Genomic DNA, 20144 nt, shown 5'->3' with positions numbered 1-20144 from the left:
GCCGGGTCTGTCACCGACGTCCTCTCCGTGTCGAACTTCCGCGTGCCGTACCGGCTCTGGTCGCGCCCGCCCGGCGCTCGCTCGCGCGGGCCGCGGGACGGCCGCGTTTGGTACCACCGCCGCGCGTACCGGCGGAGCCCCGGCGCTTGGTCGGCGGGCGGTACGGCTCGGGCGCCGGCAGGCGCAGCAGTCGCCCGAATTTACCCGGGCCCTGGGTGCGCAGTGCGGCCACCGCCTCCGGTTCGTGCCGGGCGCAGTTGGCCAGGATGCCGAGCAGCAGCATGGTCACCACCAGTGACGTGCCGCCGTAGGAGATCAGCGGCAGGGTCACGCCGGTGACCGGCAGCAACCCGATCACGTAGCCGATGTTGATCGCCGCCTGCGCGACCACCCACACCGTCAGCGTGCCGGCCACGATCCGGATCCACGGGTCCAGGTTACGCGTGGCGATCCGCATGCCGACCACGGCGAGCAGGCCGAACAACCCGATCACCACCACGCAGCCGACGAACCCGAGTTCCTCGCCGATCAGCGCGAAGATGAAGTCGTGCTGCACGTTGGGCAGGTAGCGCCACTTCGACTGCCCCTGCACCAGCCCCTTGCCGAAGAACCCGCCCTCGGCGATGGCGTAGAGCGCCTGGTTGGCCTGCAGCCCCTTGCCCTGCGGGTCGGCACCGGGGTTGAGGAAGGTCATCACCCGGTCCAGCCGGTACTGCGCGACCAGCGCGAGGATCACCGCGCCGCCGACGCCACCGGCCAGGATCACCCCGAACAGCCGCTTCGGCGCGCCGGCGAACCACAGCAGCGCGATCAGCACCACGCCGAGGGTGACCGTGCCACCGAGGTCGGGCTGCGCCATCACCAGCGCGAACATCAGCAGCGCGGCGGGCACCACCGGGACCAGCAGGTGCCGCCACTGGTGCAGCACGTTGTACTTGATCACCAGGATGTGCGCGCCCCACAGCGCCAGCGCCACCTTGGCCAGCTCCACCGGCTGCAGCGAGAACGGCCCGACCTCGAACCAGCCCTGCGAGCCGTTGACGTTCTTGCCGAGCGGGGTCAGCACCAGCATCAGCAGGCCGAGGCAGACCACCATCGCGGTGGACGAGAGCGCCCGGATCCGCCGCAGCGACACCCGCAGCCCGATCAGGAACGCCAGCGAGCCGATGCCGACGAACATCAGGTGCTTCTGGAACAGCGCGTACACCGACGAGCCGGTCTTCGGGTCGTAGGAGGACGGCGAGGAGGCCGACAGCACCATCACGATCCCGATCACCGTCAGCGTGCCGGTGACGGCGAGCACCAGGTGGAACGACGCCAGCGGCCGCGACAGCCACGCGGTCAGCGCGAACTGCTCGGTGGAGAAGCCGCGGGGCGGGCGTTCGCCCTTGGCCCGGCGCCGGGAGACCCGGGTCGCGCCCCCCGCCTTCTTGCCGTCCTGCTCCGCCTGCGCGGTCCGCGCGGCCCTGACCGGCTTGGCCGGCCTAGCTACTGCCACTGTCCTGCCCCCGACCTGCCAGGGCATGCACCGCGGCAGTGAAGGCATCGCCTCGCTGGGTGTAGTCGCGGAACATGTCCAGTGAGGCGGCCGCGGGCGCGAGGACCACCACGTCCCCGGGACGTGCCATGGCACTGGCCGCACCCACCGCCGCAGTCATGGGCTCATCGTCACCCGCGGGGAGCGTCTTCACCGGGACATCCGGCGCGTGTCGCGCCAAAGCGGCGGCGATCACCGGCGCGTCCACGCCGAGCAGCACCACCCCGCGCAACCGGTCCGCCGCGTTCTGGACCAGCTGGTCCACCGCGGCGCCCTTGAGCTGGCCACCGGCGATCCAGACGACGTCCGGGAAGGCGCCGAGCGAGCCGGCGGCCGCGTGCGGGTTGGTCGCCTTGGAGTCGTTGACGTAGCGCACGCCGCCGACCTCGCCGATCTCCATCGCCCGGTGCGCGGCGGGCTGGTACTCCCGCAGGCCCTTCGCGACGGCCTCGGCGGGCACCCCGTAGGCACGGGCCAGCGCGGCGGCGGTCAGCGCGTTCAGCACGTTGTGCGGACCGGCCGGGCGCACGTCGGACAACGCGCCCAGCTCTTCGGCGTGGTGCACCGGGTCGGCCACGAAAGCGCGGTCGACCAGCAGGTCCTCCACCACGCCCAGCTCACCGGGTCGCGGGGTGTCCACACCGATGCCGACCGACAGCGCGGTCTTCGGCCCGTAGGCGGCGGCGAGGCGGACCGACCACTCGTCGAGCGCGTTGTGCACCACGGTCGCCGAGTGCTGGTGGATCTTGCCCTTGGCCGCGGCGTACTCGGCCATCGAGCCGTGCCAGTCGATGTGGTCCTCGGCCAGGTTGAGCACCACCGACGCGTGCGGCGCCAGCGTGCGCGACCAGTGCAGCTGGAAGCTCGACAGCTCCACGGCCAGCACCCGGTGCCCGGCGAGCACCGCGTCCAGCACCGCGTATCCGACGTTCCCGCAGGCCACCGCGTCCACCCCGGCGGCACGCAAGATCGACTCCAGCATGCCGACCGTGGTGGTCTTGCCGTTGGTCCCGGTGACCGCCAGCCAGACCGGTGGCGCGGGCAGGTCCTGCCCGATCCGCCAGGCCAGCTCGACGTCGCCGATCACCTCGACCCCCGCCGCCTCGGCGGCGACGAGCAGCGGCGCGGCCGGGCGCCAGCCGGGGCTGGTCACCACCAGCGCGGTGCCCTCCGGCGGCTCGGTCAGGCCGGGAGCCAGCGCGGCCCCGAGCCCGTCCAGCGCGGCGAGGCGCTCGGCGTTGCCATCGGTGACGGTGACCTCGGCACCCTGCGCGAGCAGCGCGGTGACCACCGACTTGCCGGTCACCCCGGCCCCGGCCACGAGTACCCGGCGTCCGGCCAGCTCCATCAGCTAGTCCCTCCTGCTTACCCGCCGCCGGCGAGCTGCTCGCTGTAGAACAGGCCGAGGCCGAACATGCAGCAGATCGCCGAGAGCAGCCAGAACCGGATGATCACCGTCGTCTCGGCCCAGCCGGCGAGTTCGAAGTGGTGGTGGAACGGCGCCATCCGGAACAACCGGCGCCGGGTGGTGCGGAAGACCGCGATCTGCAGCACCACCGAGATCATCTCGACCATGAACAGGCCGCCGATGACGATGGCGAGCAGTTCGGTGCGGGTGGTCATGGACAGCCCGGCGACCAGGCCGCCGAGCGCCAGCGAACCGGTGTCGCCCATGAAGATCTTCGCGGGCGCGGCGTTCCACCAGAGGAAGCCGACGCAGGCGCCGGTGGCGGCCGCGGCGACCACCGCGAGGTCCAGCGGGTCGCGCACGTTGTAGCAGGCGGCGGCGGGGCTCTCCGCGCAGCTGAGGCGGGCCTGCCAGAACGAGATGATCACGTAGGTGGCCAGCACCATCGCCGCCGCGCCACCGGCCAGGCCGTCCAGGCCGTCGGTGAAGTTCACCGCGTTCGACCAGCCGGAGATCACCACCAGGGTGAACAGCACGAACAGCGGGATCGGCAGCACGATCAGCTCGATGTCGCGCACGTAGGACAGGTTCATCGACGCCGGGCTGAGCCCGTTCTCGTCGGCGAACTGCAGGGCCAGCACCGCGAAGGCGACCCCGACCACCACCTGGCCGACGATCTTCGCGGTCTTGTTCAGCCCGAGGTTGCGCTGCTTGCGGATCTTGATGAAGTCGTCGAGGAAGCCGACCACGCCGAGGCCGACGCCGAGGAACAGCACCAGCAGCCCGGAGGCCGACGGCCCGCTCGAAGCCGAGTTGCCCATCCAGTCGATCAGGTGGGCGACGAAGTAGCCGACGACCATCGCGATGATGATCGCCACCCCGCCCATGGTCGGCGTGCCGCGCTTGGACTTGTGCCCGGCCGGGCCCTCCTCGCGGATTTCCTGGCCGAAGCCCTGCCGCGAGAACACGCGGATCAGGTACGGGGTGAGCAGGATGGAGACCAGCAGGCCGACCGAGGCCGCGATCAGGATGCTGATCACGCGTCACCGCCGGGGGCCGCCAGCACCGCGTCGGCCACCCGCCAGAGCGCGGCGACCTTGGAGGCCTTGACCAGCACCACGTCCTGCGGCCGCAGCTGTTCGCCCAGCAAGGCGATGGCGGCGTCGGTGTCGGGCACCAGGACGGACTCCTCTCCCCATGAACCTTCGTGGCTCGCGCCTTGGTGCATCGCGGCGGCGTCTTCGCCGACCACCACGAGCCTGTCGATGTTGAGCCGGACGGCCAGGCGGCCGATACCGTCGTGCGCGGTCACGCTATCGGCACCGAGTTCGCCCATCACACCGAGGACCGCCCAAGATCGGCGGCCGGCGCTCATCGAGGCGAGTGTCTTCAGCGCCGCGCGGACCGATTCCGGGTTGGCGTTGTACGAGTCGTTCAGCACCACCAGGCCGTCGGCCCGGGTGGTGACCTCCATGCGCCGCGCGGACCGCCGGGTGACCGACGAAAGCCGGGCGGCCACGTCCTCCAGCGACGCACCCAGTTCGAGCGCGACAGCGGCGGCGGAGAGCGCGTTGCCCACGTGGTGCTCACCGTGCAGCGGCAGCTTCACGTCGGCGGAACCGGCCGGGGTGACCAGCCGGAAGGAGGCACGGGCCTGCTCGTCGAGGGTCAGGTCCTCGGCGCGCACGGTCGCGTCGGGGTGCTCGCCGACCCCGACCACCCTGGCCTTGGTGCGCGAGGCCATGCCCGCGACCAGCGCGTCGTCGAAGTTCAGCACCGCGACGCCGTCCTCGGGCAGCGCTTCGGGCAGCTCGCCCTTGGCCTGCGCGATGCCCTCGCGGGAGCCGAATTCGCCGACGTGCGCGCTGCCGACGTTGAGCACCGCGCCGATGCGCGGTGGCGCGATCTCGGCCAGTTCGGCGATGTGCCCCGGTCCGCGTGCGGACATCTCCAGCACCAGGTACCGGGTGTTCTCGTCGGCACGCAGCGCGGTCCACGGGTGGCCCAGCTCGTTGTTGAACGAACCGGGCGGCGCCACCGTCGGGCCGAGCGGTTCGAGCAGCTGCGCGATCAGGTCCTTGGTGGAGGTCTTGCCGGACGAACCGGTCACCCCGACCACGGTCAGCCCGGACTTCGCCAGCTCGTCGACCACGTACCGGGCGAGCTTGCCGAGCGCGGCCAGCACAGCCGCGCCGGAGCCGTCGGTGTCGCCGGCGAGCGCCATCGCGCGCTCGTTCGCCTGGCCGTCGGCCAGCGGCGGCACGATCACCGCGGGTGCGTCGACCTCGCGGGCCGCGAGCACACCCGCCGCACCGGCGGCGACCGCCTTGGCGGCGAAGGTGTGCCCGTCGACCTTCTCCCCCGGCAGGGCGAGGAACAGCCCGCCTTCGGTGAGCCGGCGCGAGTCGAACTCCACCGAGCCGGTCACCCGCGGGGTGCCGTCGGTGCCGTGCAGCCGCCCGCCGACGATCTCGGCGATTTCGGCCAGGGTCAGCGCGATCACGCGTGCACCCCCAGCCGGGTGCGGATCGCGGCTTCCAGTTCGTCGCGGTCGGAGAAGGGGTGAACCACGCCGTGGACCTCCTGCCCGGTTTCGTGGCCCTTGCCGGCGACGAGCACGATGTCGCCGGCCCTGGCCAGCTCCACGGCACGCGTGATGGCCGCGCGCCGGTCGCCGATCTCTTCGATCTCACAGTTCGCGGCACCGGCCGAACGCGCCCCGGCGAGCATCGCCGCGCGGATCAGTTCCGGATCCTCGGACCGCGGGTTGTCGTCGGTCACGATGAGCACGTCGCTGCGCTTGGCCGCGGCCTCGCCCATCATCGGGCGCTTGGCGGTGTCGCGGTCGCCACCGCAGCCGAGCACGGTGAGCACCCGGCCTTCGGTGCGGGCACGCAGGGCGTCGAGCGCCTGCGCCACCGCGGCCGGCTTGTGCGCGTAGTCGACCACCGCGGTGAAGGGCTGTCCCAGGTGGACGCGCTCCATCCGGCCGGGCACCTCGACCGAGCCGATGCCGCGGACGATGTCGGCCAGGTCCACCCCGGTCACGTCCAGGATCGCCGCGGCCAGCAGCGCGTTGGCCACGTTGAACTCGCCGGGCAGGGGGATCTTCGCCGCGGCGGTGCGCCCACCAGGGGCGTGCAGCACGAACGACTGCTCGCCGGTGGGCAGCGCGGTCAGTTCGGTGGCGGTCCAGGCGGCGTCGCTGTCGGCCTCGGTGGACACGGTCACCGTGTACGGGGTGACCAGCGCCCGGCCCCACGCGTTGTCGACCACCACCACCTCCGTGGTGGACCGGCCGTCGAACAGCAGCGACTTGGCGGCGAAGTAGTCCTCCATGTCGCGGTGGAAGTCCAGGTGGTCCTGCGAGAGGTTGGTGAAGGCGCCGACCGCGAACCGGGTGCCGGTGACCCGGCCCAGCGCCAGCGCGTGGCTGGAGACCTCCATCGGCACGTGCGTGACGCCCTGCTCCACCATCACCGCGAACAGCGCCTGCAGGTCCGGCGCCTCCGGGGTGGTGAAGGCACTGGCCAGCCGCTCGCCGCCGATCCGCGTCTCCACCGTGCCGATCAGCCCGGTGGTGCGCCCGGCGGCCCGCAGCCCGGCGTCGATCAGGTAGGCGGTGGTGGTCTTGCCGGAGGTCCCGGTCACGCCGAGCACCGAGAGCTTGAGCGAGGGCTCGCCGTAGATCCAGGCGGCCATCAGCCCCAGCGCCTGCCGCGGCTCGGGGTGCACGAGCACCGGCACGCCGGCGTCGCGGACGGACGGGCGCTCGGCACCCGCCTCGTCGGTGAGCACCGCGGTGGCGCCCGCGGCGATCGCGGCTTCGGCGAAGTCGGCGCCGTGGGCGCGGGCTCCGGGCAGTGCGGCGAAGAGGTCGCCCGGCAGCACGTGCTGGGCACGCAGCGTGGCGCCGGTGACCGCGGTCTCCACGCTTTCGGGTGGCGCGATCAGCCGGGCGTCCGCGCGGGCGACCAGCGTGTTCAGCGGGACCGGGTCGGTCAGCGCCGGCCGAGGCGGTGCGACGACGGCTTTCACCGGGCTGTCCGGTACCTGCCCGCCGGACCTGCCGGGCCCATCGTTGTTGACAGACACAGGCGGCAGGTTACCGGCGGCGCATTCGAGTGACCCAAGGCGGTACTGGGTGCGAGCGGCCGATCGCGCTTTGGTAGCGCGAAACGGTCACAGCGCGGTGAGTTCGGCGATCTTCCAGGCCCCGTCGATCTTCCTCGCCTGCACGTCCAGGTGCGCCGCCGAAGAGGTCTGGCCGTTGTCGCCGGGGCGCAGCGTCTGCTGGTCGAGGAACACCAGCAACCGGGCCGTGTCGCCGCGCAGTTCGCGCACGCCGGTCCAGCGGATCGTGGTGGTGCGCACCAGTTTCTGTTCCTCGGCCTGCCGTTTCGCCGCGGCGAAGCTGTCCTGGTACTGGGTGACCGCCTTGTCCACCAGCAAGCCGCCCGCGGCTCGTTCCGTGCGCGCGAGATTGGCGTAGTCGTAGGAGAAGATCGCCTTCACCGCGCCGCCGACCTGGTCGCTGACCTCCGCGGTCGCGGTCGCGTCCACCAGCGCCAGGTTCGCCGACGGATCACCTTCGGACAACCGCGCCGCCTCGAGGCCGAACCAGACGGCGAACCCGGCGGCGAGCACCACCACCGCGGCCAGCGCGGCGATCGACGTGGCCAGCCGGGAATCCGGTTTGCCCGGTTCCTCCTCGGTCACCGCTTCGGCGGCCTCGAACTCCAGCGTGCCGGAATGCGACTCGGTGAACTCCTCGCCCGGCTTTCCGGACTGCTTCTTCTCGGTCTGCTTCTCGGTATCCATCAGCCCGCCTGGACGGCGCTCACCTTCCAGCCCTGCTCGGTCCGGGTCAGTTCGACGGCGAGCCTGCTGCGGTTGGGCACCGGCGGCTCGTCGTTGATCCCGATCCGCACGTCCAGCACGGCGACCAGCCGCGCGGTGTCCGGCAGCAGTTCGACCAGCGCGGCCTGCCGCACCGAGGCGGTGGCCATCGTCCGGGTCTCCCCGGTCCGCCGCACGTGCTCCTCGCGGTCGGCGGCCAGGTCCTTGCCGAACTGCCCGGTGCTGACCTGCAGCCAGCGGTCGTAGTCGAACTGCACGGTGCGGTAGTCGACCGTGTTGAGCGCGGTCAGCGCGGTGGACGCGCTGGAGAGCACGTCGTCGCGCTCGCGCGCCCTGGTCAGTTCGTCGTCCTGGGCGGCGGCCCGCCAGGACCAGCCGAACCAGGCGGCCGCGGCCACGGCGAGCACCGCGGCCACGAGCAGGCCACGCCGCAGCAGGCGGAGGTTCACGGATTTCACACGCGCACGATTCCAGATCAGCGGGGCAAGCCCAAGAGCCCGCCGACATTTTCCGCACCGGGCAGCCCGGCCAGGTCCAGCAGGCCGGGCAGTTTCGGCTGTCCTTCCGGGGCCGGGGCCTGCGGGGACGGCCGGGCGGGCACGTCCACCGGCTTGCCCGCGTACGGTGCGTTCTGCGCCCCGCGCACCCCGGTCGGGCTGCCCGGCGGCTCGGCGCAGTAGGCCTGCGTGTTCGCCGGGAGTTCACTGGTGTCGTTCGCGGGCCGCTGCTGGGTGCCTTCGTAGCCCTTCGTGCACGAGTACGGGTCGAACAGGTTCAGCACGAAACCGAGGTGCCCTTCCCCGTTCGAGGTGACCGAGTGGCTGAACGCGGAGATGACCGGGTAGGCCACCAGCAGCTGCTCGACCGAGTCCACGCGCACGGTGGTGATCTGCGCGGTGGTCAGCAGGTTGGCGAAGACCACCCCGAGATCGGTGCCCGAGGTGGCGAGCACCTCGCTGACCTGCCTGCTCAGCTTCGGCGCGTCGTCGATCACCTTGCGCAGCTGCGGATCGGACTCCTTCAGCTGCGCGCTGATCTCCTTGAGCCCGCCGGCCAGCGAGACGAGGTTGTCACCCTGGCGCCGTTGTGTGTCCAGCACCACCTTGGCGTCGGCGAGCAGCGCCTTGGTCTCGGGCAGGTGCTCGGTCGCGGTGGCGGTGAACGAGCCGGCGGTGTCCAGCAGCACCCGCAGATCCGGTCCGGCGTCGGCGAAGGCGAGGTAGGCCTCGTCCACCACCGTGCGCAGTGACTCCGGGTCCACACTGGACACCAGTGAGTCCAGATTGGACAGCACGGTGTCCGGCGAGGCCGGGATCTGCGTGCGGTCCTTGGTGATCACGCTGCCCTCTTCGAGGTAGGGCGCGTTCTCGTGCAACGGCCGCAGGTCCACGTACTGCTCCCCGACCGCCGAGCGGTTGGCGACCACCGCGGCCGTGTCGGCGGGGATCTTCGGGCCGTCGGATTCGAGGTCCAGCCGGACGTCCACGCCGTCCGGGCGCAGCACCAGTTCGATCACCTTGCCCACGGTGACCCCGCGGTAGGTGACCTCGGAGTTGACGAAGATCCCGCCCGAATCGGCCAGGCGCGCGGTGACCACGTACCCGCGCGCGCCGAACAGCCGGTCCAGCCCGGCGTAGTTCCCGCCCGCGTAGACCACCGAAACCACGGCGATCACCACGAAGGCGAGCAGTTGGACGCGGTGCTTGCGGCTGAGGGTCACCACCCACCTCCCAGCAGGCTGTCGAGCAGGCCGTCCAGTCCGCCGAGCACCCCGCCACCCGGCACGCTCAACGGCGGTGGTGCCGTCGGCAGCGGCAAGGAGGGAGGTGGCGGCGCGGACGGGTTCTGCGGCAGCGCGATCGGCGGTTGCGACGAGTTCAGGAAGTTCTGCACCAGGGAGTCCAGGTTGAGGTCGACCCTGGCACGCACGTTCGCGTAGTCACCCTTGACCACCGCGCCCGCCGCGTCCGGGAAGGGGTAGGTCGGCAGGATCTTCAGCGCGGTCGGCAGGTTCTGGCCCGCCTCGGCGAGCTTCTCCAGCGTCGGCTCCAGCGCGCGCAGGTCGGCGATCAGGTCGTCTCGGCTGGCGTCGACCGTGCTCACCGCGACCTCCGAGAGCTTGTCCAGCGACTGCAGCATGCCGACGAGCTGGTCCCGTTGCGTGGTGACCACCTGGAGCCCCGGCGCCAGGTCGTCCAGGGCCACCTGGAGGTCGTCGGTCTGCGCGGTCAGCGTGCTGGAGAGCCGGTTCAGCCCGTCGATGGCCCGCACGATCTCGCCCTTGTGCCCGTCCAGCTCGGTGGCTATCTGGTCCACTCTGGACAGCAGCGCGCGGATGTCGGCCTCGTTGCCGGACAGGGCGTTCGTCAGTTCCTCGCTGATGGTGTGCAACTGGTCGATGCCGCCACCGTTGAGCAGCAGCGAAAGCGCGCCGAGCACTTCCTCGACCTCGGGGTTGCGATTCGTCTTCGCCAGCGGGATGACCGCGCCCTCCCCGAGCCTGGCGTCCACCTGCTCGGCGGCCGAAGGCGCGCTCAGTTCGACGAACTTCTCCCCGAGCAGGCTGGACTGGCGCAGTTCGGCGCCGGCGTTCGCGGGCAGCACCACCTCGCCGTTGACCACGATCTTCACCACGGCGTAGTGGGTGTCCTCGGACAGGGTGATCTCCTCGACCCGCCCGATCGGCACGTCGGCCACCTTCACCGCGGCCTGCGGCACCAGGTCCAGCACGTCGGTGAACTGCACGCTCAGCCGGAACGGGTGGTCACCGAGGTCCGCCCCGCCGGGCAGCGGGGTGGCGTACATCCCGGCGAACTCCCCGCAGCCGGTGAGCAGCAGTGCCCCGGCCAGCGCCGCGGTGATCCTGCGGTACCCGGTCATTTGATCCCCAAGTTGCCCGAAAGCAGGTCCACCAGCGGCAGGGGCAGCGGCGGCAGTTCCCCGTTCTGGATCGAATTGAGCAGTTGCGGCAGCGAAGGCACCTTCAGCGTGCCGTCGATGATCGGTGCCAGCCCCTGGCACAGCTGGCCGAGCGTGTCCGGCAGTTGCGCCGGGGTGCTGGCGCTGACCAGCTTGCACAACGTGACCATCAGCGGGTGCGCGAGTTCGTTGGCGTTGTAGCGCACCGCGATGCTGCCCGATGCCGCGTCGTAGGTGTTGATGAAGTTGTTCATCCCGGTCGGGCCGACGTCGAGCACCTCGGCCAGCGCGCCCCGCTGGTCCACCAGCACCTTGGTGATCCCGGCCAGTTTGTCCACATTGGACCCGAGCAGGTCGCGGTTCTCCTCGACGAAGCCCCGCACGTCGTCCAGCGAGGTGGCCAGCCCGGTCAGCGCCGCGCCCACGTCGTCCGACTCCGCCGACAGGTGCCCGGCCACGTCGGCGAGCCGGGCGTAGAACTCGTTGAGCTGCTTGTCGCTGCCCGCGAGCATTTCGGTGAACGACTGGAGGTTCTTCACCGTGGCGAACATGTCGCCCTTCGACCCCTCCAGTGTCCTGGACAGCTCGGAGAGCCGGGTGACCGTGGTGTTGAGGTTCTGCCCGTTGCCGTCGAGGTTCGCCGCCGCGGTGTCGAGCACCCGCGAGAGCGCACCGTCCTGGTTGGCACCCTGGGGTCCGAGTGCGGTCGAGAGTTCGTTCAGGCTGCCGTAGAGGTCGTCCAGTTCGGCGGGGGTGGCCGTGCGGTCGGTGCCGATGACCGCGCCGGAGGCCAGCGCCGGGCCCTCGTCGTAGGCCGGGGTGAGCTGCACGTACCGGTCGCTGACCAGGCTCGGCGCCACGACGACCGCGCCGGCGCCTTCGGGTATCTGCACCCCGCCGTCCACCCGCAGCTCGACGCGCACCACACCGCCCTGGGGTGTCACGTCGGTGATCTCCCCGACCGGCACACCGAGCACCCGCACCGCGGAACCGGCGTAGAGCCCGACCGTCTTCTCGAAGTACGCGGTGATCTTCGTACCGCCGGGATCGCGCACGGCGAACCACAACGCGGCGGCGAGCACCAGCAACGCCACGCACGCCAGGGAAAGCCAGGAGAGCAGGCTGCGTCCGGCCCGGGTGTCGACGGTCATCGCGGGGCCACCGCCTGGTTCTCCGCGGCGATCGGCGGGGTGCAGCCCTCCGGGTTGATCTGCGCCCCGGCCACGGTGATCACCGGGGGCAGCAGGCCGCAGATGTAGCCCTCGAACCAGCGCCCGTTGCCGGTCGCGTTCGCACCGATGCGGGTGAACGGTGCGAGCAGTTCCAGGCTGCGGCTGAGGTTCTCCTGGTTGCGGTGCAGCACGTCGGTGACCGTGCCGAGTTTCTCCAGCGCCGGTTTGAGCTGTTGCCGGTTGTCCGCGACGAGACCGGAGAGCTGGTCGGACAGCTGCTTGGTGCCGTCCAGCAGCCGGCTGATTGCGTCCTGGCGGTTCTGCAGCTCGGTCAGCAGGAGGTTGCCGTCACCGATGATCCGCGTCAGTTGCGCGTTGCGGTCCGAGAGCACCTTCGACACCTGGCTGGTGTTCGACAGCAGGTTGGCGAGTTCGGTGTCACGCGAGGACACCGTCCGCGACAGCGAGGACAACCCGTCCAGCGCTTCCCGCAGGTGTGGTGGGGTGTCCTTCAGCGCGTCGGAAAGCACGGTGAAGCTCTCCGCCAGCTGGTCGGTGTTCACCTCCTGGACCGTGTCGGACAGCTTCTCGAAGGCGTCCTGGAGTTCGAACGGCGTGCGCGTGCGGTCCAGCGGGATGCTGTCGGCCGGGTCCTGCGGCGACTCCCCCGCCGGGTGCAGCGCGAGGAACTTCTCCCCCAGCAGGGTCTTGATCTCGATCGAGGCGATCGTCGCGTCCGGCACGCCGACCCGCTCGACCTCGAATTCGACCAGCACCTTCTTGCGGTCCAGTTCGACCGAGGACACCTCACCGACGGTCACCCCGGCCACCCGCACCTCGTTGCCCGCGGCCAGCCCGGCCGATTCGGCGAACTCCGCCGAGTAACCGATCCCCTTGTCCAGCAGGGGCAGATCGTTCCAGGCGTAGGTGACCACGGCGACCAGCGCGATCAGCACCAGCGCCACGCCGCCGACCGCGGCCTGGTTCCGTTCGCGCAGCGGCCTCATGACGGCTGGCACCTCTCCGGCATTTCGTTGGTGGGAATGGGCAGGAACGGCACGGTGATGTTCAGCGAGGAGATGCCGATCGTGCCGGACAGCCCGCACAGGTAGTAGTTGAACCAGCTGCCGTAGCTCAGCGTGCGGGTGAACTTCTCCAGGTTGCCCGGCATCACCCGCAGCAGCTGGTCCAGCAGCTGCTCGGAATCGGCGAGGTTGCCCGAAAGCTGCCCGAGCGCGGCGATGTCCTCCTTGAGCGGCGGGCGGGCTTCGGCGAGCAGGCCCGCCGTGGTGTCGGTCAGCTCGCCGAGCGCGGACACCGCCTCGCCGATCGGCTCGCGTTGCTCGGCCAGGCCGGTGACCAGCTGCTGGGTCTGGTCGATCAGGTTGCCCAGCCCGGGCCCGCGGTCGTTGATCGTGCCGAGCACGGAGTTCAGGTTCGTGATCACCTCGCCGATCACCGCGTCGCGGTCCGCGATGGCCGAGGTCAGCGACGCGGTGTGCGAGAGCAGGCTGCGGATCGTGCCGCCCTCGCCCTGGAACACCTGGATGATCTCGTAGGACAGCTGGTTGATCTGCGCCGGTTCGAGTGCCTTGAACAACGGCTCGAACCCGTTGAACAACACGGTCAGGTTCAGCGCGGGCTGGGTGCGCTCCAGCGGGATCCGGCCACCGTCCGGCAGCTTGCCACCACCGTCCACTGTGGTCCCGAGCGCCAGGTAGCGCTGGCCGATCAGGTTGCGGAACTTGACCGTCGCGGTGACCGCCTCCGGCAGTTCGCGCACCGCGTCCACACCGAAGCGCACCTCCGCGCGGTGATCCGCCGAGACGGTGATCTCCTCGACCTGCCCCACCTTGACCCCGGCGATCCGGACGTCGTCGCCCTCCTTGAGCCCGGAGGAATCGGTGAACACCGCGCTGTAGCGGGCGCTGTCGCCGAAGTCGGTGTTCGCGATGGTGGCGCCGAGCACCGCGGTGAGCAGCACGGTGACCACCGCGAAAGCCAGGATCTTCAGCAACGCCGGGATGAAGCCCCTCATTCGAGCGTCACCTCCGCTCCCCGGTACAGCGGGGCGACCAGCAGCCCGCCCCAGCCGGGCACCTCGGCGGGCGGCAGGCCCAGCGCCGGTGCGGTGAGCGCGGAGATCAGCTCCTGCTCTTCGGGGGAGTTCGCCAGCGAGGACGCGGCACCGCCACCGCCGGGCAGGTCCGGTCCCGGCGACTTCGGCGGCGCGGGCTTGCTGGACCCGTCCTCGAGCGGACCGCCCGGCGGGTACTGCGGCCAGCGGCCCGGCGCCGGCACGTCCGGATAGCAGCGCGGGCCGCGTTTGTCGTCATAGCGGGGTTCGTCGACGCCCGGCAGGTACTTGCCGCGGCTCGCGGTGATCCGGATGGTCACGTGGTTCATCTCGTCGGTCCCCTTGCCGAACGCCTCTTCCGCGCGGGGCACCGATTCGGCGAGCTGGCGGAGCAGGCACGGGTACTCGGGCGCGTACTTCGCCAGCACGTCGAGCGTCGGCCGCACGGTCTTGGTCAGGTCGATCAGGTTGTCCTTGTTGACCGCGAGGAAGCTGGTCAGGTCGTTGGACGCGTCGGTCACCGTGCCGAACATCTCGGCCAGCCCGGTCTGCTTCTCCACCAGCGTGCGGGTCGTGGTGGTCAGATCCGCCAGCGCGTCGAGGAAGTCGGGGGCGGCGCGGTGGTAGATGTCGGCGGTGTCGGCGAGACCGGTGATGTCGGCCTTGATGTCCGGCAGGGACGGGTTCAGCTCGCCGAGGTAGTCCGAGAGCTGCACCAGGGTCTGGCCGAGCTGTTCACCACGGCCGTCCAGCGCGGTGGCCACCGCGTTCAGCGTGCTCGACAACTTCTGCGGCTGCACGGATTGCAGCAACGGCAGCACGTTGCCGAGCACTTCCTCCAGCTCGATGGCGGTACTGCTGCGATCCTGCCCGATCACCGCGCCCGCACCGATCGGCCCGGCGGGGTCCTCGGGCAGTTGCAAGGCCACATATCGTTCCCCGAACAGGGTTTTCGGCAGCAGGCGGGCGGCGACGTTGGCCGGGATCACCTCGGTCTTGTCCGGGTCGAGCGCGAGTTCGAGCACCGCGGCGTCCCCGGCGGCCCGGATCGACCGCACCTCGCCGACGATCATGCCGCGCACCTTCACGTCGGCGCCCTCGCGCATCTGGTTGCCGACGTGGTCGGTTTCCAGGGTGACCCCGGTGTAGGAGACGAACTTCTTGTCGTAGATGGCGATCGTGACGGTGAAGAACAACGCGACCACGACCAGGAACAGCACGCCGAGCGCCTGGTGGCGCAGGCGGCCGAGGAGGATGCGGCGCCCGGGGTTCATCCGGAGATCCGCACGGTCGTGTTGGTGCCCCAGATCGCCAGGCTGAGGAAGAAGTCGAGCACCGAGATCAGCACGATCGAGGTGCGCACCGCCCGGCCGACCGCGATCCCGACGCCGGCCGGTCCGCCGCGCGCGGTGTAGCCGTAGTAACAGTGCGACAGGATCACCAGGACGCTGAAGACGATCACCTTGAGGAACGACCAGAGCACGTCCTCCGGGGGCAGGAAGAGCGCGAAGTAGTGGTCGTAGGTGCCCGCGGACTGCCCGTAGAACCAGATGGTGATCTGCCGCGACGCGAGGTAGGACGAAAGCAGGCCGACCGCGTAGAGCGGGATGACCGCGGTGACCCCGGCGAGCACGCGCGTGGTCACCAGGTACGGCAGGCTCGGCACGCCCATCACTTCGAGCGCGTCGATCTCCTCGGAGATCCGCATGGCGCCGAGCTGCGCGGTGAACCCGCAGCCGACGGTGGCGGACAACGCGAGCCCGGCGGAGAGCGGCGCGACCTCGCGGGTGTTGAAGTAGGCGGAGATGAACCCGGTGAGCGCGGCGGTACCGAGCTGGTTGAGCGCCGAGTAGCCCTGGAGACCGACGATGAGCCCGGTGAACAGGGTCATCCCGATCATCACGCCGAGCGTGCCGCCGATGACCGCGAGCGCGCCGGTGCCGAAGCTGACCTCGGTGAGCAGGCGCAACGTCTCACGGGAATAGCGGCGGAGCGTCCGCGGCATCCAGGCGATCGCACGGGCGTAGAAGGAAAGCTGCGCGCCGAACCCCTCGAGGAACGCCCCTGGCCGGGCGATCATCTCCAGCGTGCGATCCGGCCCCCGCTCCTCCGTAGCAGTCACCGCCCCCACCCCCCGGCGAATGCTATGAGTGGGGCATTACTAGCGTTCATTGCAAGTAATGCCCCATTCATAGCATTCAGCGCTCTTCCGGACATGGTCATCACAACGCCTTCGGGGGGATGATGCGCAGGTAGATGGCGGTGAGCACGACGTTGATCGCGAACAGCAGGAGGAAGGTGATCACCACCGCCTGGTTCACCGCGTCACCGACCCCCTTCGGCCCACCCGACGGGTTCAGCCCGCGGAAGGCCGCCACCACCCCGGCGACGAAGCCGTACAGGAACGCCTTGACCTCGCTGACCCACAGGTCCGGCAGCTGCGCCAGCGCGTTGAAACTGGCCAGGTACGCACCCGGCGTGCCGCCCTGCATGACCACGTTGAAGAAGTAGCCGCCGAGCACCCCGACCACGCTGACCAGGCCGTTCAACAGCACCGACACCACAATCGCGGCGAGCACCCGCGGCACGATCAGCCGCTGGATCGGGTTGACGCCCAGCACCTCCATGGCGTCGATCTCTTCGCGGATCTTCCGCGCGCCGATGTCCGCGCAGACCGCGCTGCCGCCCGCGCCCGCCACCAGCAGCGCGGTGATCAGCGGGCTCGCCTGCTGCACGATGGCCAGTGCGCTGGCCGCCCCGGTGAACGACTGCGCGCCGATCTGCTGGGTCAGCGAACCGAGTTGCAGCGCGATCACCGCGCCGAACGGGATCGCCACCAGCGCGGTGGGCAGGATGGTCACGCTGGCGAAGAACCAGCACTGCTGGATCCACTCGCGGAACTGGAACGGGCGCCGCGGGATGGCGCGCAGCACTTCCCATGCCAGCGTGGCGAGCCGGCCCACCTGGGCCAGTGCCGCCGTGCCGGGCATCGCCGCCAGGCCAGCCATCGCGCCTCCGGATCTCAGACCTTCAGGGCGTGCGTGGCGGTCGCCCCGCCATCCGCCACGAACTCGCTCCCCGTGCAGTACGAACTGTCGTCACTGGCCAGGAACGCGACCAGCGCGGCGATCTCGTCGGCCGAGCCGACCCGGCCCAGCGCCACCTTCTTGCCCACGAAAGCCAGGTCCACCGGTGCGCCGCCGAGCGCGTCGGTGACCATCTGCGTGTCGACCGCGCCGGGGTGCACCGAGTTCACCCGGATCCCGCGGTCGCCGAGTTCGAGCGCGGCCACCTTGGTCATCCCGCGGATGGCGAACTTGCTGGCGGTGTAGGCGGTCAGGTACGGCATCCCGGCCAGACCCTCCACGGAGGACACGTTGACGATCGAGCCGCCACCGGCCTCGGTCAGCGGGCCGACCGCGGCGCGCATGCCGAGGAAGGTGCCGATCTGGTTGACCCGGATGACCCGCTCGTAGTCGGCCAGCTTGGTCTTCTCCAGCGCCGAGAAGAACAACACGCCCGCGTTGTTGACCACCACGTCGAGCTTGCCGAACGCTTCGGCCGCACGGGCGGTGGCGACCGGCCACGCGGCTTCGTCGGTCACGTCGAGGTGCTGGTACACGCAGGCGTCGCCGAGTTCTCCGGCGAGCTTCTCCCCCAGTTCGTCCCCGATGTCGGCGGCCACCACCCGCGCGCCCTCGGCGACGAACCGGCGAGCCGCGGCCGCGCCCTGTCCCCTGGCCGCCCCGGTGATCAACGCGACCTTGCCATCGAGCCTGCCACCCGGCAGCACGGTGAGCGACATGAACGGACCTTCCTAGGGCAGGGAAAGGACTTCCGGCGTGACGAACATGCGGTCGGCGTCGCGGCCGTCGAAGTAGCCGCCGAGCCGCTCGGCCAGTTCGTCCTGGCTCCACAACTGGTTCCCGGTGTCGAACCGCTGCTCCACCGACGGCGGGGCGAGCAGGGCGACCATGCCGCCGTGCACCACGAAGACCTGGCCGTTGATCTTCGAGGCGGCCGGCGAAGCGAGGTAGGCCACCAGCGGCGCCACGTGCTCGACGGACAGCGGGTCGACGCCGTCCGGCGCGTCGCCGAAGACGTCCTTGGTCATCGCCGTGCGGGCTCGCGGGCAGATCGCGTTGGCGCGCACGCCGTACTTCAGCAGGCCCCGCGCGGTGGACATGGTCAGCGCGACGATGCCCGCCTTCGCGGCGGAGTAGTTCGGCTGGCCGGGCGCGCCGAGCAAGAAGGCCTCGGACGCGGTGTTCACCACGCTGCCGTACACCGGCTCGCCGTCGGCTTTGGCTTTGTCGCGCCAGTACGCGGAAGCGTTGCGGGACAGCAGGAAGTGCCCGCGCAGGTGCACGCGGAGCACGGTGTCCCACTCCTCGTCGGACATGCTGAACAGCATCCGGTCGCGCAGCACGCCCGCGTTGTTCACCACCACGTCCAGTCCGCCGAACCGGCCCACGGCGGTTTCGAGCAACGCGTCCGCGGTGGCGCGTTCACCGATGTCACCGGTGACCGCGACGGCCTTGCCGCCCGCCGCCTCGATCTCTTCGACCACCTCGGCCGGTTCGGCGACGTCGTTGACCACCACCGAGGCGCCGGCTTCCGCCAGTGCGAGGGCTTCGGCACGGCCCAGCCCGCCGCCCGCCCCGGTGACGATCGCGGTCCGGCCTTCCAGAGAGGTCACGAGAACTCCACCACCTGTCGCCACGCTCAAGCCCTGCTCACCTCACCGCTCGGGCCGGGCAGCCGTCGTTGGCCACCGGGTGCAGTCAGACTAGAATCTGTTCTCGTCGAGAGCAAGGCCGTTCTACAGCGGATTTCCTGGATTTTCGAGAACACGTTCTAGTACAGGCAGGCGCCGACGGCTTCCTCCGGCCGATGATCTGCGGTACAACTAGAACCTGTTCTAGGTTAACGCGGTTAACGGGCATACACCAGAACGAGCCCGGCGGGCGGAGGTGACGGTATGCGGATCGGCTACACCGAAGCGCAGGAACGGCTGGCGGGCGAACTGCGCTCCTACTTCGCCCGGCTGATGACGCCCGAACGCCGCGAGGCACTGGGCACGGGCGGCGCCGAGTACGGAAAAGACGGCGCCTACCAGGAAATTGTGCGCGAACTCGGCCGCGACGGCTGGCTCGCGCTCGGCTGGCCGCAGGAGTACGGCGGCCAGGCGCGCTCGATGCTCGACCAGCTGGTGTTCACCGACGAAGCCGCGGCCGCCGGCGTGCCGGTGCCGTTCCTGACCATCACCACCGTCGGCCCGACGATCATGCGTTACGGCACCGAAGAGCAGAAGGCGTTCTACCTGCCCCGGATCGCCGCGGGCGAACTGCACTTCTCGATCGGCTACTCCGAGCCCGGCGCGGGCACCGACCTGGCCTCGCTGAGCACCCGCGCGGTCCGCGACGGCGACGAGTACGTCATCAACGGCCAGAAGATGTGGACCAGCCTGATCGAGTACGCCGACTACGTCTGGCTGGCCGTGCGCACCGATCCGGACGCGAAGAAGCACCGCGGCATCAGCATCCTTGTCGTGCCGACCACCGCCGAGGGCTTCTCCTGGACCAAGGTCCGCACGGTCGCGGGCCCCGGCACCAGCGCCACCTACTACGCCGACGTGCGCGTCCCCCTCAGCGCGCGGATCGCCGAAGAAAACCAGGGCTGGCCGCTGATCACCAACCAGCTCAACCACGAGCGCGTCGCGCTGACCTCGGCCGCGCCGATCCGGACCGCGCTGGGCGAAGTCCGCGAATGGGCGCAGAAGACCCAGGCACCGGACGGACGCCGGGTGATCGACGCGGAGTGGGTCCGGCTGCACCTGGCCCGCGTGCACGCGCACGCCGACTACCTGAAGCTGCGCAACTGGAAGATCGCCTGGGCCGCCGCGGAACAGGAACTGGGGCCGGGTGAGGCGTCGGCGACGAAGGTGTTCGGCACCGAGTTCGCGCTGGAGGCGTACCGCTTGCTGATGGAGGTGCTCGGCGCGGGCGCGGTGGTGCGCGAGGGCTCCCCCGGCGCGTTGCTGCGCGGGCGGATCGAGCGGCTGCACCGGTCCTCGCTGATCCTCACCTTCGGCGGCGGCACCAACGAGGTGCAGCGCGACCTGATCGCCGCCACCACGCTCGGCCTGCCGGTCACGCGCTGAAAGGGGAC

At 70.5% G+C, this 20144-nt stretch carries 18 protein-coding genes; 1 reads left to right on the top strand and 17 read right to left on the bottom strand.

The window, feature by feature from the left end:
- Positions 1 to 10 precede the first annotated feature (10 nt).
- From ftsW to L3Q67_RS22550, 17 genes are all read right to left on the bottom strand, one after another.
- Entirely contained in the window at positions 11 to 1498 is a 1488-nt protein-coding gene (ftsW, locus tag L3Q67_RS22630; RefSeq protein WP_499191357.1) for a putative lipid II flippase FtsW, read from the bottom strand.
- The gene (gene murD, locus L3Q67_RS22625; protein ID WP_499191356.1) at positions 1485 to 2885 is read right to left on the bottom strand and encodes a Mur ligase family protein; all 1401 of its coding nucleotides are present in this window, start codon (positions 2883 to 2885) and stop codon (positions 1485 to 1487) included. The genes ftsW and murD overlap by 14 nt, the downstream gene beginning before the upstream one ends.
- A 17-nt stretch (positions 2886 to 2902) precedes the next feature.
- Positions 2903 to 3985, bottom strand: coding sequence for a phospho-N-acetylmuramoyl-pentapeptide-transferase (gene mraY, locus L3Q67_RS22620; protein ID WP_499191355.1), 1083 nt, complete (start codon positions 3983 to 3985; stop codon positions 2903 to 2905).
- Positions 3982 to 5448 carry a UDP-N-acetylmuramoyl-tripeptide--D-alanyl-D-alanine ligase gene (locus tag L3Q67_RS22615; RefSeq protein ID WP_499191354.1) on the bottom strand — a complete coding sequence of 489 codons (1467 nt, stop codon included), beginning with the start codon at positions 5446 to 5448 and terminating at the stop codon, positions 3982 to 3984. The genes mraY and L3Q67_RS22615 overlap by 4 nt, the downstream gene beginning before the upstream one ends.
- On the bottom strand, positions 5445 to 6983 hold the full coding sequence (locus L3Q67_RS22610; protein WP_499191618.1) for a Mur ligase family protein: 1539 nt from the start codon (positions 6981 to 6983) through the stop codon (positions 5445 to 5447). Before L3Q67_RS22610 ends, L3Q67_RS22615 begins: the two co-directional genes overlap by 4 nt.
- A gap of 144 nt (positions 6984 to 7127) precedes the next feature.
- Positions 7128 to 7616 (bottom strand): hypothetical protein, encoded by a 489-nt coding sequence (locus L3Q67_RS22605; RefSeq protein ID WP_282771991.1) that lies wholly within the window; start codon positions 7614 to 7616, stop codon positions 7128 to 7130.
- A gap of 149 nt (positions 7617 to 7765) precedes the next feature.
- Positions 7766 to 8263 (bottom strand): hypothetical protein, encoded by a 498-nt coding sequence (locus L3Q67_RS22600; RefSeq protein ID WP_499191353.1) that lies wholly within the window; start codon positions 8261 to 8263, stop codon positions 7766 to 7768.
- Positions 8264 to 8280: 17 nt separating this feature from the next.
- A complete protein-coding gene (locus L3Q67_RS22595; RefSeq protein WP_499191352.1) occupies positions 8281 to 9525 on the bottom strand; it encodes an Mce/MlaD family protein in 1245 nt (414 codons plus the stop codon).
- On the bottom strand, positions 9522 to 10685 hold the full coding sequence (locus tag L3Q67_RS22590; protein ID WP_499191351.1) for an Mce/MlaD family protein: 1164 nt from the start codon (positions 10683 to 10685) through the stop codon (positions 9522 to 9524). Before L3Q67_RS22590 ends, L3Q67_RS22595 begins: the two co-directional genes overlap by 4 nt.
- The gene (locus L3Q67_RS22585; RefSeq protein WP_499191350.1) at positions 10682 to 11875 is read right to left on the bottom strand and encodes an Mce/MlaD family protein; all 1194 of its coding nucleotides are present in this window, start codon (positions 11873 to 11875) and stop codon (positions 10682 to 10684) included. Before L3Q67_RS22585 ends, L3Q67_RS22590 begins: the two co-directional genes overlap by 4 nt.
- A complete protein-coding gene (locus L3Q67_RS22580; RefSeq protein WP_499191349.1) occupies positions 11872 to 12903 on the bottom strand; it encodes an Mce/MlaD family protein in 1032 nt (343 codons plus the stop codon). Before L3Q67_RS22580 ends, L3Q67_RS22585 begins: the two co-directional genes overlap by 4 nt.
- Entirely contained in the window at positions 12900 to 13934 is a 1035-nt protein-coding gene (locus tag L3Q67_RS22575; protein ID WP_499191348.1) for an Mce/MlaD family protein, read from the bottom strand. The genes L3Q67_RS22580 and L3Q67_RS22575 overlap by 4 nt, the downstream gene beginning before the upstream one ends.
- Entirely contained in the window at positions 13931 to 15247 is a 1317-nt protein-coding gene (locus tag L3Q67_RS22570; protein ID WP_499191347.1) for an MCE family protein, read from the bottom strand. The genes L3Q67_RS22575 and L3Q67_RS22570 overlap by 4 nt, the downstream gene beginning before the upstream one ends.
- Positions 15244 to 16053 carry an MlaE family ABC transporter permease gene (locus L3Q67_RS22565; protein WP_209672084.1) on the bottom strand — a complete coding sequence of 270 codons (810 nt, stop codon included), beginning with the start codon at positions 16051 to 16053 and terminating at the stop codon, positions 15244 to 15246. Before L3Q67_RS22565 ends, L3Q67_RS22570 begins: the two co-directional genes overlap by 4 nt.
- A gap of 142 nt (positions 16054 to 16195) precedes the next feature.
- Entirely contained in the window at positions 16196 to 16981 is a 786-nt protein-coding gene (locus L3Q67_RS22560) for an MlaE family ABC transporter permease (protein WP_499191346.1), read from the bottom strand.
- A gap of 14 nt (positions 16982 to 16995) precedes the next feature.
- On the bottom strand, positions 16996 to 17778 hold the full coding sequence (locus L3Q67_RS22555) for a Rossmann-fold NAD(P)-binding domain-containing protein (protein ID WP_499191345.1): 783 nt from the start codon (positions 17776 to 17778) through the stop codon (positions 16996 to 16998).
- A gap of 12 nt (positions 17779 to 17790) precedes the next feature.
- Entirely contained in the window at positions 17791 to 18672 is an 882-nt protein-coding gene (locus L3Q67_RS22550; RefSeq protein ID WP_499191344.1) for an SDR family oxidoreductase, read from the bottom strand.
- A gap of 282 nt (positions 18673 to 18954) precedes the next feature.
- Between L3Q67_RS22550 and L3Q67_RS22545 the strand changes: the two genes are divergently transcribed.
- Entirely contained in the window at positions 18955 to 20136 is a 1182-nt protein-coding gene (locus L3Q67_RS22545; protein ID WP_499191343.1) for an acyl-CoA dehydrogenase family protein, read from the top strand.
- Positions 20137 to 20144: the final 8 nt, after the last annotated feature.

This window comes from Saccharothrix sp. AJ9571 (assembly GCF_021725495.1).
GTDB classification, from domain to species: domain Bacteria; phylum Actinomycetota; class Actinomycetes; order Mycobacteriales; family Pseudonocardiaceae; genus Amycolatopsis; species Amycolatopsis magusensis.
Note: the sequence above shows the minus strand (reverse complement) of the source record. Positions and strands in the feature narration are given on the sequence as shown.

Bases quoted from the DNA above. Each gene is read 5' to 3' on its own strand.
- murD (WP_499191356.1), bottom strand. From the start codon at position 2,885: ATGGAGCTGGCCGGACGCCGGGTACTCGTGGCCGGGGCCGGGGTGACC.
- L3Q67_RS22590 (WP_499191351.1), bottom strand. From the start codon at position 10,685: ATGACCGGGTACCGCAGGATCACCGCGGCGCTGGCCGGGGCACTGCTG.
- L3Q67_RS22585 (WP_499191350.1), bottom strand. From the start codon at position 11,875: ATGACCGTCGACACCCGGGCCGGACGCAGCCTGCTCTCCTGGCTTTCC.
- L3Q67_RS22580 (WP_499191349.1), bottom strand. From the start codon at position 12,903: ATGAGGCCGCTGCGCGAACGGAACCAGGCCGCGGTCGGCGGCGTGGCG.
- L3Q67_RS22575 (WP_499191348.1), bottom strand. From the start codon at position 13,934: ATGAGGGGCTTCATCCCGGCGTTGCTGAAGATCCTGGCTTTCGCGGTG.
- L3Q67_RS22570 (WP_499191347.1), bottom strand. From the start codon at position 15,247: ATGAACCCCGGGCGCCGCATCCTCCTCGGCCGCCTGCGCCACCAGGCG.
- L3Q67_RS22565 (WP_209672084.1), bottom strand. From the start codon at position 16,053: ATGATCGCCCGGCCAGGGGCGTTCCTCGAGGGGTTCGGCGCGCAGCTT.
- L3Q67_RS22560 (WP_499191346.1), bottom strand. From the start codon at position 16,981: ATGGCTGGCCTGGCGGCGATGCCCGGCACGGCGGCACTGGCCCAGGTG.
- L3Q67_RS22555 (WP_499191345.1), bottom strand. From the start codon at position 17,778: ATGTCGCTCACCGTGCTGCCGGGTGGCAGGCTCGATGGCAAGGTCGCG.
- L3Q67_RS22545 (WP_499191343.1), top strand. From the start codon at position 18,955: ATGCGGATCGGCTACACCGAAGCGCAGGAACGGCTGGCGGGCGAACTG.